The sequence below is a fragment of the Coleofasciculus sp. C1-SOL-03 genome, from assembly GCF_040220555.1.
Classification (GTDB): Bacteria; Cyanobacteriota; Cyanobacteriia; order Cyanobacteriales; family Coleofasciculaceae; genus Coleofasciculus.
The window spans coordinates 12,516-26,159 of the sequence record NZ_JAVJUO010000251.1; the positions used below are offsets into that span (position 1 = coordinate 12,516).

A 13,644-nucleotide genomic window follows, 5' to 3' on the forward strand; every position below is an offset into this window, starting at 1 on the left:
CTAAAGTCATATCTTGTGTAAGGCTTTTGGGTGAAGCCTTCATGATAAAAATTTGGCAGTTAATCCGAAAACTATGGGGGCGAAGGCTTCGCCCCTACGTAAGGTTTAATTTTGGTCGTCTGCTGACTTTCTCAGATTGGGTGCAGATTTTGGGGTTTGGTTCAATTGCTGTAAGATGCTCTCCAGTTCTTGTTGATATTGACCATATTTTTGCCAATTCCCTTGACGCATGGCTTCCTGTGCTTTTTGATAGGTTTCCAAGGCGGATTGGGCGAGTTTGGACACTCCTTCTTTGGGTGGAGTAGAGGGTGGAGTCGGAGTCGGTTGTTGCACCTCTGGTTGGGTTGCACCAAAGATAGCCGCTAAGGCTTCCTCCAAGGTTTCTTCCATCACCACTTCTTTAGCGTAAGCCACAATCACCCGCTTCAATTCTGGAAGTTCCCCTTGTTCAGCTCGCAGATAAACGGGTTCGACATACAGTAATGATTGATCAATGGGAATCACTAATAAATCGCCACGAATCACTCGCGAACCTTCCTGACTCCATAAGGTTAATTGTTGAGAAATTTGCGGATTTTGGTCAATGCGAGCTTCAATTTGGGAAGGACCATAGACGAGTTCTTGTTTCGGGAATTCGTACAAGAGCAATTTGCCGTAGTTTTCCCCATCAGAACGCGCTGCCATCCACGCAATCATATTATCTTTATTGACGGGCGTAAAGGGTAGAATCAGAATAAATTCTTCACTCGACGCTTCGGGTAAGCGCATGATCACATAGTAAGGTTGCATGATCTGCTCATTCCCTTCATAAATTTCCGTGGGGAAACGCCACAAATCCTCCCGATTGTAAAAGACTTGGGGATTATTCATGTGGTAGGACAGATACATCTGCGCCTGAATAGTAAACAGATCCAGGGGATAGCGAAAATGGGCTTTTACATCGGTAGGAATCGCGTCGTTGGCGGTAAATAAGGTGGGGAATATTTTGCGATAGGTTTGCAGTACCGGGTCATCTTCATCAACGACTAAAAACTGCATAGTACCATTAAACGCATCCACGACAACTTTAACCGAGTTGCGAATATAATTAATATCGCCTTGAGACATTTGGGCGATATCGCCGCCTTGGACGATCGCGCTGGCATTATTACTTTGAGAAACAGGTTCAGAATAGGGATAGCGATCGCTGATCGTATAGGCATCAATAATCCACTGCAATCTGCCGTTAATTAGGGTAATGTAGGGGTCTTTATCGAACCGTAAAAAGGGTGCAACTTGGTTTACTCGTTCCTGAATCTGACGATGGTAATGAATGTGGGAGGTGTTGATAAAGTAATTGGAGATTAAAATCTTGAGATCGCCTAAATCATAAGCATACGCCAATCTTTGCCAGAGAGAAGGGATGGGTACACCACCTTTCCCGGCGTAGGTGGTGAAGGCATTTTCATCGCCACGGGGATAGTCAAATTCTTCGGTAGTTGTCCCGGTAAAGATATAGGTATCGGTTTCTTCGCCGTAGTAAATGGCGGATTCATCCACTTGCAGATCGACTTGGGAGATAGGCGGAATATCTTTGATAAACAGTTCGGGTAAGCCATCCTCTGTCACTATATTAACCGGACTCATCACCAGACCATAGCCATGGGTATATTTTAGCCGTTCGTTGACCCAAGTCTGAGCGCGATCGGGGACTTGGGAATACACTAATTCCCTGGGTGAAAGCATCACCTGTCTGTAATTCTCGTCAATGGTATAGCGATCAACATCGACATCTTTAAATCGATAGTAAAGGCGAATTTCTTGCAGTTGGCGATAGGTACTTAATAATGGTCGATAATCCCACAAGCGAATATTACGAATCGTGGATTGATTTTCTTGCAACGCTTGGCGACTTAATTGTTCTTCTGCTGGATAGTCCTGAGTGGGGACTTCATCTAAATCATAAGCTTTGCGCGTATAGGCGATATTATGTTCAATGTAAGGCTTTTCTTTTTCTAGTTCATTGGGTTCGACAATAAATCGTTGTTGAAACCAGGGAAAAAGACCACTGAAAACCAGAAAAGCAATCAGATAAATCCCGATTCCATAGGTGGGTAAGGTAATGTTGTTTTGCCAAATCGCCAGGATAAATGACAAGCCCAGCACGAGTGATACAATGCTCATAATCCAGAATGCCAGACGTTGAGCATGAGCATCGGTGTACCCTGCGCCATAGACTACACCATCGTTTGTGTAGAGTAATTCATAGCGTTCTAACCAAAAGCCGATCGCGATCACTAAAGCAATTCCCGCTAACAGTAGACTGAGATGGGTTTTCACATCTTTGGTTAGGAAATGTTGCCAGTAGCGATCTAACCTTATTTTGCCTTTTAACACATAAACCGCAACAGCTAGAACAAACCCCCAGCCCAAGAGAGTCAATACCCAATCTTTTAACCCCTCATAGAACGGAAACTGAAACAGGTAAAACCCAATATCCTGTTGATAAATTGGGTCAGTCAGATTAAAATCAGTGGCATTCAGATATTTTAATATCGTCTCCCAAGCCGATGCACTGGTTGTGGCGGCGGCTAAACTAATCAGGAAGATTACCACTAAGACGGCGGAATTGGCGATCGTATCGGTATAGGGAGCTAAATCGCTGGCGTCTAGGAAACGAAACGCGCGATCGCGAGTTAGACGCTGCGCCATCCAATAGTTAAACCATAAGAATAGTCCGTAAATAATAAACGTCCCCACCCAAGCCATAATTTTCCAGGTGATCCGCGTCCAGAAAACATCTGAAAAGTTCACCGCATCAAACCACCAGGCTTCAGTAAGAATGTGAACCAAGGTGTGCGAGAAGGGTAAGCCGAGGATGACGACTAAGAGAAAGCCTATGATAATTTTATTGGCTGATTTCATAATTTTTTAATTAACTCACCGGAATCCATAAGCCATAATCCAACCCTAACACGAATGTTATGGACTAACCTAAGTTCGTAGTTGCGCTTCAGCGCTAAAAATCCTAGCATCACCCACTACAAACCCATAAATCAACGCTATTCTTCTGCAACATCAGGTTTCCAACTCACAGTTAAGGTATCAGCACTTCTGATTATAGGAAAGAGACATCATTTTTCCCTCTAACAAACGGTAGAAAAATAATGGGGTAGTGATTATTTTGTCACATCGCTACAAGGAGCTAGTTCTATAAAAGATATGAGTTGATAAGTTAACTATCAACATAAATTGTCAACTGTAGATAAAAATTGAGATTTTTTATCAATAAAAACTACTTGAAATTAGGAACGACTAATAGTTACTGACATACCTACCAGAAGAGAGATGAGAGATCAGTAATAAGTCACTACATTAATTACTGTATCGAGCGAGGTTGCTACTTATCCATTGATGTGACTGATGCTTTTGACGTTAATAAATAGGATATTGCTGTCTCTACATTCATTAGGGAGGAAATAATGTCTATCCAACTTAATCATCTAAAACAAGTATTAAACCAGCAACACAGGCAAAATGTTGTCCGGATTACGGAAATTATTCGCCGCACGATTTACCTGTTGGGTTTATCTGCCATTTTTATCAATCCAGTTGCAGCTAGTGCAATCCAATTATCCCAAACCCGTGCTATCACAACTGACAGTTACATTGCCCAAACCACTGCAGAGGATTTTGTTCAGCAAGGAGTACAAAAATTAGAAACAGGAGACTTAAAAGGAGCAATTGAGGACTTCAATCAGGCGATTCAAATTGATCCAAATTCTGCCTCAGCTTACTCCATGCGAGGGCAAACCTATACCTTACAGGGAGAATTTCAGCAAGCGCTTAATGATTTCAATCAAGCAATAGAAATCAACTCAAACTTTGCTCCAGCCTATAACAATCGCGGGTTTGCCCACCTGCAAATGGGAGACTTGGAAGGCGCGATCGCGGATTTTAATAAGGCAATTGATATAAATCCAAACTTAGCTCTGGTTTTCAACAATCGGGCACTTGCCCATTTGCAACAGGGAAATATTCAACAAGCTATTGCTGATTTTAATCAAGCTATTGAGATTAACCCTGACCAAGCTGAATATTACTATAAAAGAGGCAGGGCTTATCTAAACAATGGAGATATTCAAAAAGCGATTGCTGATTTTAATCAAGCCATTGAGCTTGAGCCAAACTTAGCTGTAGCCTATAATGGTAGAGGATTTGCTCATCTACAACAGGGAAATATTCAACCAGCAATTGCTAACTTAAACCAAGCAATTGAGATTAATCCCAACTTGTCCATGGCTTATAATAATCGAGGACTTGTTTACCTGAGACAGGGCAAGATCCAACAAGCAATTGATGATTTCAATCAAGCTATTGAGATTAATTCAAATGAGATTAATTCAAACCTATTTTTAGTCTACAACAACAGAGCAAGTGTCCGTTTAAAACAGGGAAAAATTCAGGAAGCTCTTGCTGATTTGAATCGAGCTATTGCCATTAATCCTAATTATGCCCAAGGATACTCGAATCGGGGGTTTATCCGTCTGCAACAGAACAATCTGCAAACAGCCCTTGCTGACTTAAACCAGGCAATTGAGATTAATCCTAACTACGCCCAAGCTTATTATCATCGCGGGCTTACCCGTGTTCAACTCGGTAATAAAGAAGGTGCGATCGCGGATTTTCAAAAGGCGGCAGATTTATCTAGACAACAGGGCGACATGACGCTTTACCAAAATGCCCAACAACAAATCCAGCAGCTTCAGTAGTGCTTATATTTGGGCGCAGGGCGCAAGCCTTGCGCCCCTACAGCCGATATAGTTTACACGCTTGAGAACCGCTATACATCATTCAGAAACTTGAGTGAAATACATCGCTATCAGTGTCCCAATCATTCCAGTTACTACTCATGCAATCCAACCTGTTCAAATTAGGTCTACCCAAGTTAACCGCTACAGTGCCCAAAATACGGCTGATGATTTTCTTCAACAAGCAGTAGAAAAATTAGAAAGAGGAGACTTAATCTAAATTATGCTTTAGCTTACAATAATCGCGGACTTTTGTATCGAGAACAGGGACAGCTAGAGGAAGCTTTGGCTGACTTCAGTAAGGCAATTGAGATTGAACCTAACCTAGCGATCGCCTACAGCAACCGAGGTACTATTTACCTGAAACTCATAGAAATACAGAATGCTATCCGCGACTTTACTCAAGCCATTAAACTGAACCCCAATTATGCCATTAATCAAGGTGGATAAATTTATATTTCCTCGATTGTAGTCTACTAACTTGAAAACTGCTGTAAATTGGGTATTAGTAGCGAGCAAGATGCTCGCACTACAAGGATTTTGTCATTGTTGACATTAAGGTTTGAATACCGAACAGCTTAATCCTCACCCAACTATCAGCAAACATCCTTTGCTGATTTAACCATAAATTTTTCGGTAGTAATCTTTGTACTCCTTCGACAGCAACGGTTCCCACCAATCCCGATGGGTCAAATACCATTCAACGGTACTACGTAATCCTCCTTCAATCGTTTCTTGAGGCGTCCAACCCAGTTTTGCCTTAATTTTGCGAGCATCAATTCCGTATCGGCGATCGTGTCCGGGTCGATCTTTTACAGAAGTAATTAACTTTTTACTGGGAGAAACTGGCAAATCCGAGGCTAATTCATCCATAAGCTGGCAAACCATTTGAACCAAATCTAGGTTTTTGATTTGGTTATTACCGCCAATGTTATAGGTTTCGCCGGGAATTCCTTGGTGAATGACTAAATCAATTGCCTGACAGTGATCATTCACATAAAGCCAATCCCGCACATGCTGCCCATCCCCATAAACGGGTAAGGGTTGACCCAGCATGATGTTAATGCACATCAAGGGAATCAGCTTTTCGGGAAACTGATAGGGACCATAGTTATTGGAGCAATTGGTAATTAATGTGGGGACGCCGTAGGTATGATGATAGGCACGAATGATGTGATCACTACCCGCTTTAGACGCCGCATAAGGACTATTGGGTTGATACGGTGTCGTTTCACTAAACAACGGGTCATTTGGAGCCAAACTGCCATAGACTTCATCCGTAGACACATGGAGGAAGCGATCGCTCTTTGGACACCCCCGCTTTTTCCAATGCTGGCGAAAGGCTTCGACTAGAGTTGATGTACCCAGAACATTTGTTCTCACAAATGCTTCAGGTCCTAAAATTGAGCGATCCACATGGGATTCCGCCGCAAAGTGGGCAACGGTATCAATCGTCTCACTGCGGAGTAAGGCATCAACCAACGTGCGATCGCAAATATCTCCCGGTACAAACCGCAAATTCTCTCGTCCCTCGACTGGCTCTAGATTCCGACGATTGCCGGCGTAACTGAGCAAATCGAGAACAACGACTCGATCATCGGGGTAGCGATCGCACCAGTGATGGACGAAGTTGGAGCCAATAAACCCCGCTCCACCTGTTATGAGTATGCGGCGAGGTTCTCGTGAAGGCATAATGACTTGGGTTCCTTTTTGCTGTAATCTCGGAGGGGATAATTCTAACCGTCGATCATCTTAACATCCGGTTGGGGATCAAGGAGTAGACCGATTCAAAATTGATCCCGAACGCCCTTTTAGGATTAGAGTGTGGGTACAACTACGTCAGGTGGGTTGGAGGCTTCAGGGCTTTCCTCTGCTGGATTCGCTGATTCTTCAGGCTGGTCTTTTTGAGCCTCGGACTCTGATGACTCTGATGTTGTGTCTGATGGCGATGGTTGTTCAGAGTTTTCTGGATCACGATCCGAGGTGTCTGGAGTGGAAGAGGAAGAACTTGGAGAATTCGAGTCCTCAGCCGCCTCCGGATTCTCAGGTTGGGGTGTTGGCGAATTAGAACCCTCAGGAGTCTGATCCGAGGCTTCGGGAGGTGTTGGCTTCGGACAAACCTTGTCTTGACCTGAGAACTCAACCGAGACTTGGTATTCCTGTGGCTGTTCCGTGCGATTCAGAAAACGATGAGCTTGAATTGTATCTTGTGCCTTTTGCTCAAGAATGGGATCACCGGCTCGTTGAATGAGTTGTAAATTCGTCGGTTTGCCATCAGTGCCGACAACGACGCTATATAGAGCGTTGCCATTAACCTGCTTCTGGCAAGCGGCTTTAGGATAGTCAGCAATCAATGTTCTTGGTTGTACGGGCGGAGGTTCTACCTTATTCCCTTCAGCACCAGTGCTATCTGACTGTTGCTCAGAGTTGGGTTTTTTTGCTACTGACTGATCCGATTCTGATGCCGAGTCTTCTGGATTTGGGGTTGGATCATCTTGATTAGCAGCAGGATCAGTCTCTGGATTGAGAGTAACTTCCTTTTTATCTTTGGGGGGTTCCGGTGGTTTAGAGCGTGGATTCGTCAACACCGATGAGTTGCGATCGCGTAATTGTGCTGCCAAACCATCAATACTAGGCTTAGGCTTTGTTTCTATGGATCTCGACTCAGGATTCATTGTTCCTGGGGGAGGCGGTGGCGGAAGTTGGCTGGGACTCAAAATCGGGATTCCTAGCGTTCTCTTCCGAGTTGGAAATGGGGTACTCGGTGGATTGGTTCGGGTTCGTTTCCGAGTCGATGAGGATGACGGAATTTTCAACGATTGTGAAGGAGGAGCCACCGAGATGGTGCCATCGAGGGGTAAAGACTCTTGGGGAGGGGGAGAGGAGAGAGAGGGGAGCGGTGGGAATGGCGATTGTAATGGTGTCTGCTGATAAATATACGGGGGAACCGTTGGCACCGATAAATCGGGTAGGCGACTCAAATCGGCTTCGCTTAATTCCAACATTTGTACAGTTCGCCGCGTCAGTGGCGCTTCATTGGAAAAAACGGGGACATAAGAGGGTAAGGTTAGCCCCAAGATGACATGAATACCCACCGATGCCATGACCGCGATTCCAGTTGGCTGATTAAGTTTCTCGGAAACCGTTCTAAATAAGAGATTCGACATAGCCGTTATCATTCTCTCCGTTGCGGGGTTGTCGGAAATTCTATAAGATCGTTTTAATAAAAATAATCTAGAGTTTAATTGAACTCAGGGATTGGGTAACGTTGACAATCATGATGGAAAAGTAGGGTAATTTTAGGGTTGGGCGATCGCGTAAATCGTGATAAATCACTTGATCGGGTAGGGTAGCGCGTTCGACTACCCAGGCGGTGTCCAATAATTGACGGTGATGCAACACCTGCCAGACCTGTTCATACACTGAACTCACTTTCATCAGGACTATGACATCCGCCCAGTCTAAAATTGTTTCCAGTTCCTTTACATTATAGAGAGCTGGCAGCACCACCAAGCGATCGCGTTGCACCGTTAGCGGTAATCCTAACACTGAGGCGGCTGCCATGGGTGAACAGACGCCAGGAATCATTTGCACGACGGCGCTGGATTGCTGCTGTTGTAAGGTTTGCGCCAAATACGTGAACGTGCTGTAAAAACTGATATCCCCTTCACAAACAAACGCCACATCTTGCCCGACATTGAGATAATGCCACACCTGTTCGGCGGCTTCTTCCCACGCTTGGGTAAGAATGTCAAGGTCTTGCACGTAAGGAAATGTTAAAGGCAGTTGAATCTGTTGAGCATCTAACCATTGCCCGACAATCTGCTGTGCCATACCCAATTTTCCCCTTACTCCCGCCGGAAACGCCACCACTGGCGCTTGTTTGAGGATACGCAGGGCTTTGAGCGTGATTAATTCGCGATCGCCTGGACCGACACTCAGACCGTAAAGCGTGCCAACTTGCCCCATCACTATTTGTTACGTTTAATTAATATAAAAAAAGCTAAAATCCCAAATGCCACTACCGACTGTTATTCTACCGGGTTTTTTTGCCGGGGCAACTGAATATCGAGGATTAGAAACCGCCTTAAATCAGTTAGGGTTTCCTACGGTAACAGTACCGCTACGACAAGGCGATTGGATTCCCACCATTGGCGGTCGCTCAGTTGTACCAATTTTACGCCAACTTGACCAAACCATGAAACAGGTGATGGCAGATTACAACGCCACTCAGGTTAATCTGATTGGTCATTCCGCCGGGGGCTGGATTGCCCGAATCTACCTGGGCGAAAAACCCTACGATATTCATGGCGATGTGACACCCTCAGTCCCAGGATTATGGAATGCTCATCCGACTATTGCCACACTGGTAACATTAGGGACACCTCATACTAGCCAAGAGCGCTGGACGAAACGCAATCTGGATTTTGTGGCAATCAACTATCCGGGAGCGTTTTATCCCCAGGTTAAATATATCTGTGTCGCGGGTAAAGCTATCTATGGTCAACGACGTTTGGGTCAATGGTTAGCGTATAACAGTTATCAGCAAACCTGTGGAGTCGGCAATTGTTGGGGAGATGGGATTACTCCCATTGAAGCGGCTCATTTAGAGGGGGCGGTGAATCTCACCTTAGAAGGGGTGCTGCATTCACCGCGAAGACAGGGACTTTGGTATGGTTCGCCAGAACCAATGAAATCATGGATTTCCTATTTAAGGTAAAAATCGTAGGGGCGCAAGGCTTGCGCCCTTTATTCAGTGAGCGATTCCTCTGAATCATTAGACAGTATTGAATAAAAAAACCTGCATTTTGAGTCAGGGCGGGTTTTGTTGAAATGTTATCGATACCCCCACTAAGGAAGCGTCTAAACCCGCCCCTACACACTCGCACGCCATGCCCGAAAAGCTTTGCGAAGAGTCAAAACTGTTTCATCCTTCAACCTTCGCCTCTTTTCCACCCTTAGGTTTATTGGCAATTTCTTTAACCGCTTTCTCTTCCACAGGTTCGGAAATCGGAATCTCCTCAACCTCTGGCAACTTTTCTACCGCCAGCCGGGAGGAGGAACTGCCACCGGATAAGCGTTTCAAGAGTTTAGGTCTGGGATCATGCAGCAGATAAATAATTTGATCATTAGCTTGCCAGGTTTCATTCGCGCTAGCCACTTGTAAACTGCCTTGGCGTTCGATTAATAAGGGAACCAGTTCCCCCGCCCGAATCAACGCTTGTAAATGCGCTCGCTGAAAGGCTAATCCCGACTCTTTCAACGTGGTTGTACCTAACTTGACTTGCCCCTCGACAATATACTTATTCCATGTCTTAATCGGCAGTTGCGGAACAAAGGCTTGATGGACTTTGGTTTTATTGGTTTTATTATTCGGGGCATTGCCTTGGGGATCACGGGGAAATACAGCAACCACTCGTGGCGGCGCAAACTCTTCCACGGCGCGTTGCGCTAAGACTAGGTTCACTTCCCCATTCTTGGTCATTGCCAGAAATGTACCCACCGATTCAATCCCAGCTTCTTCTAAAACCTCAACATCTAAACCACTGCTTTGGAACACCCGTAGATTTTCCTCCTCGGCTTTTTCACAGGCTTCGGGATCAGTGTCGATGAGAACCACCTCTTCTCCCTGTTCTTGAAACAAACGGGCAATCAGACGACCCAAGGGATTACAACCGACAATCACTGCACCTGTTGCCTTTTCCTGAGGATTCAGTTGCAGCCATTTGGCAACCCAACGCGCGGTTAAGCCTTGTAAAAAGACGGTCAGCATAATCGTTAGGAAGACCAGGGCTTTAATCGAGTCTCCCCCATTAATCCCCCGTTCAGTTAACAGAATCGCAAACAAGGAGGCGACGGACGCACTGACAATTCCTTTGGGCGCAATCCAGGATAAAAAGATTTTCTGTCGCCAATTTAAGCCGCTATTCCAGGTACATAAGCTGACACTCACCGGGCGCACCAGCGTCATTAATGCCAACACCGTGAAGACACTGCCCCAGCCTAAGGCAAACACACTGTCAATGGACAAATCGGCGGAGAGGAGAACGAAGAGTACGGACACCCCCAGCACGGTTAATTGTCCTTTAAACCGTCGCAACAGCCGTTCTTCGGGTAGAGAAGACGCGCCGACGACGATTCCGGCGACGACGGTTGCCATTAATCCGGATTCGGAGCGAATCGTTTGTGCCAAGCCAAATAAGCCTAACATCCCGGCTAACACGACCAGGTTTTTCAGGTCTTCGGAGAGAAAATCGGCTCGTTTGAGAAATAAACCCAGCAGCCAGCCACCAATACCGCCAATTACGCCCCCAATACCTAGGCGTAATCCTAGACCGACAATCGCAGCCGAGGCTCCCGCCTCGCTGTTGAGAATGGTATCGAGGACGACAACGGATAGAATCGCCCCCACGGGGTCAATTAATACCCCTTCTCCTTCTAAAAGGGCAGCAACTCGTCGGTCTACTTTCACTTGTTTGAGCAGTGGACCAATCACCGTCGGACCCGTCACCACCACGAGAGCAGCATAGAGAAAGGCAATAGACCAGGGAAATTCTCCTAACCAATGGGCAGCCATTCCACCGCCTAGCAGGGTAATCAGTGTTCCCAGGGTGACGAGGTTTCTCAGCGAACCGGATACTTTGCCTAAGTCGCGTAGGTTGAGGTTCAGTCCTCCCTCAAACAGAATCACGGCTACGGATAGGGCAACAATGACTTCCAAACCCACTCCCAGTTCTTGGGGGTGTAATAACCCTAAACCATCGGAGCCGAGGGCAACGCCGAAGATCAGCAGAAAGACAATGCTGGGAACTTTGAGGTACTCGGCAATCACCTGAGCGCTGATTCCAGCACAGACAGCGATGACCATTTGTAGGGTTAATTCAAAAGATCCTTCCATAGGTATGCTTGTCGCAGGTGATCGATTAAGTTCTAGATGCCTGATGATTGGCTCTATTTAACAAAATACGCACGTTGAGTTGATAAAGCCTAACTATACTACTGTGAATAAGCGGCAGGAGTGATTCGGTTAACCCGTTGGTGTGACACTAACGTTGATCCTAACGCGGCTCCGTCTATCGATCTATAAGGGGTTGGACAAAATTCACGTTGAGGGGTGAGATTGGGGAACAGGGAATCATCAGGATTTGAGACTTGTTTACATTTGTTCGTACCGCGAATCGGGGACACCAGAGTTTTTTATTTTGAACTGAAAAGTCATAATTGAAAAGTCACCGTTTGATTAGGTCGCGCCACGGGTTGAGTCACGGTGAAGGCAAAGGCAACCTGTTGGATAGCAGCAAGGTGAACGACTGGCGACCAGCAGCACTCTAACTTGTTCGTTTAAAGATGAATCGTCAAACATTTATTTGGGGACGCTCAGAGAGTCGAATTCGCAAAACTCAACGTTGGGTTGAGCGGATGTGGATGTTCGGCTTACTCTTAGCCGCTTTGCTCTTATTTTGCATGAATCTGGATAGTCCACCGCTCTTAAATGGGAGTGAACAAACAATCCATCAGGTCGCTGGTGAATTAAGTACCACGCCTTTGGCATCTTGGCAATGGTTTTATCCCAGGTTTGGGGACAAATCTTATGTGGAAAATCCACCGTTACTGTATTGGTTAATTGCTTTGGCTTATAAGACAGGGAATGATAGCACCTGGATCACCCGCTTACCCACGGCGATTCTGAGTACCCTGTCTGTTCCCCTGTTCTATGGAATCGGTCGGGAAATTTTCCCCTCCCGCCAAAATGCGCTTTTTTCCAGCTTCATTTATTTAACTGTATTACCGATTGTGCAGTATGGACGTCTGGCGATCGCCGATAGTACGGTGTTATGCTTTGTCATGCTGATGATGTTCTGTCTGTTGCGATCGCGCCGTGATTTTCGTTGGGCTTTGGCAGCCGGTTTTGGCTTGGCGTTAATTTGCCTGACTCAGGGCATTGGATTGGGGTTTCTCTTGCTGGCGATTGGTTTGATTTTTATTGCCTGGGATACGCCGAGATTGCTCAGATCCAGCTATTGGTGGTTGGGTTGGGTTTTAGGTCTCATACCCGGATTGGTTTGGTATACTCTCCCCTGGATTGATGGTCAAGGGTTTCTCACTGCCAATCTGATCAAAGCATCACTACAACCGTTTTGGCATTCCTTAGAGATTAAGAGCACTCTTGCTGGCTATGACGATTACCTCTGGGACTTCTTAAAATTTTCGGTTCCCTGGTTACTGTTTTGGTCTTATGGATTAGGACTGGCGTGGACTCATCGTAATTGGGGCTGGGCAAAATTCGTATTAGTTTGGACAATTGTTTATGGGGGAGCTGTTTGTCTGATGGGGTCTCCCTTACCAGAGTATAGTTTGCCAATCTACCCGGCTTTAGCCCTAGCCGGTGGCGCTCAACTCGCTGCTGTGTGGAATTCGCCCCGCTCTCAGTCCTATCCTCGTCTCTGGGTCTTAGGATTGGGTGTTATGGGTTTAGGAGCGATCGCCGCTACTCTTTATTTCCTACTCGCCGCCTCTGAAAGCGTTGTACTTGTCATTTCTAGCTCAGTCGCCTTAACCTTCGCGATCGCGGCTATCCTTGTGGCTCGACGCGACCTACAATTTATTTTCATTTTGTTTTGGGGAATGTATGTGTCTGTGTTATTGTTGATGACTTCTCCCCATTGGGTTATGTCTTGACCATTTTAATTCATGGCAAGTTCAGCCGTTTATACCAGCAATATATCCCCCGTTCAATCATCCAGATTCTAACGGGGGTATTTTTTGCCAACTCCAATAAAAATCCTATCGCCCAACCTGATGGTTGGGACGCGGACTTATCCGTTGTCGCTACTGTGACTCAAGACAATTGAAG

10 protein-coding genes are annotated in these 13,644 nt (G+C 45.8%); 5 read left to right on the forward strand and 5 right to left on the reverse strand.

What is annotated here, in order from left to right:
* Positions 1–105: 105 nt before the first annotated feature.
* A complete protein-coding gene (locus RIE73_RS37500; RefSeq protein WP_446406011.1) occupies positions 106–2,904 on the reverse strand; it encodes a UPF0182 family membrane protein in 2,799 nt (932 codons plus the stop codon).
* 557 nt (positions 2,905–3,461) lie between these two features.
* Here RIE73_RS37500 and RIE73_RS37505 point away from each other — a divergent pair.
* The gene (locus tag RIE73_RS37505; RefSeq protein ID WP_446406012.1) at positions 3,462–4,751 is read left to right on the forward strand and encodes a tetratricopeptide repeat protein; all 1,290 of its coding nucleotides are present in this window, start codon (positions 3,462–3,464) and stop codon (positions 4,749–4,751) included.
* 234 nt (positions 4,752–4,985) lie between these two features.
* Positions 4,986–5,240 (forward strand): tetratricopeptide repeat protein, encoded by a 255-nt coding sequence (locus tag RIE73_RS37510; protein ID WP_446406037.1) that lies wholly within the window; start codon positions 4,986–4,988, stop codon positions 5,238–5,240.
* 168 nt (positions 5,241–5,408) lie between these two features.
* Here the strand turns inward: RIE73_RS37510 and rfbB are convergent, their stop codons facing one another.
* The 3 genes from rfbB to RIE73_RS37525 form a co-directional block, all read right to left on the reverse strand.
* Positions 5,409–6,482 (reverse strand): dTDP-glucose 4,6-dehydratase, encoded by a 1,074-nt coding sequence (gene rfbB, locus RIE73_RS37515; RefSeq protein ID WP_446406013.1) that lies wholly within the window; start codon positions 6,480–6,482, stop codon positions 5,409–5,411.
* 125 nt (positions 6,483–6,607) lie between these two features.
* Positions 6,608–7,957: a TonB family protein gene (locus RIE73_RS37520; protein ID WP_446406014.1), complete on the reverse strand. Its 1,350-nt coding sequence runs from the start codon at positions 7,955–7,957 to the stop codon at positions 6,608–6,610.
* A gap of 67 nt (positions 7,958–8,024) precedes the next feature.
* Positions 8,025–8,759, reverse strand: a complete 735-nt coding sequence (locus RIE73_RS37525; RefSeq protein WP_446406015.1) for a precorrin-2 C(20)-methyltransferase — start codon at positions 8,757–8,759, stop codon at positions 8,025–8,027.
* Positions 8,760–8,805: 46 nt separating this feature from the next.
* On the opposite strand from RIE73_RS37525, the gene RIE73_RS37530 reads away from it, so the two are divergent.
* Entirely contained in the window at positions 8,806–9,510 is a 705-nt protein-coding gene (locus RIE73_RS37530; RefSeq protein ID WP_446406016.1) for an esterase/lipase family protein, read from the forward strand.
* 207 nt (positions 9,511–9,717) lie between these two features.
* Here the strand turns inward: RIE73_RS37530 and RIE73_RS37535 are convergent, their stop codons facing one another.
* The gene (locus RIE73_RS37535) at positions 9,718–11,688 is read right to left on the reverse strand and encodes a cation:proton antiporter (protein WP_446406017.1); all 1,971 of its coding nucleotides are present in this window, start codon (positions 11,686–11,688) and stop codon (positions 9,718–9,720) included.
* A 449-nt stretch (positions 11,689–12,137) separates the two neighbouring features.
* Between RIE73_RS37535 and RIE73_RS37540 the strand changes: the two genes are divergently transcribed.
* Together RIE73_RS37540 and RIE73_RS37545 are read left to right on the forward strand one after the other, a co-directional pair.
* Complete coding sequence (locus RIE73_RS37540; RefSeq protein ID WP_446406018.1) at positions 12,138–13,469, forward strand: ArnT family glycosyltransferase; 1,332 nt, start codon at positions 12,138–12,140, stop codon at positions 13,467–13,469.
* Positions 13,466–13,642 (forward strand): hypothetical protein, encoded by a 177-nt coding sequence (locus RIE73_RS37545; protein ID WP_446406019.1) that lies wholly within the window; start codon positions 13,466–13,468, stop codon positions 13,640–13,642. The genes RIE73_RS37540 and RIE73_RS37545 overlap by 4 nt, the downstream gene beginning before the upstream one ends.
* The last annotated feature ends 2 nt before the right edge of the window (positions 13,643–13,644 follow it).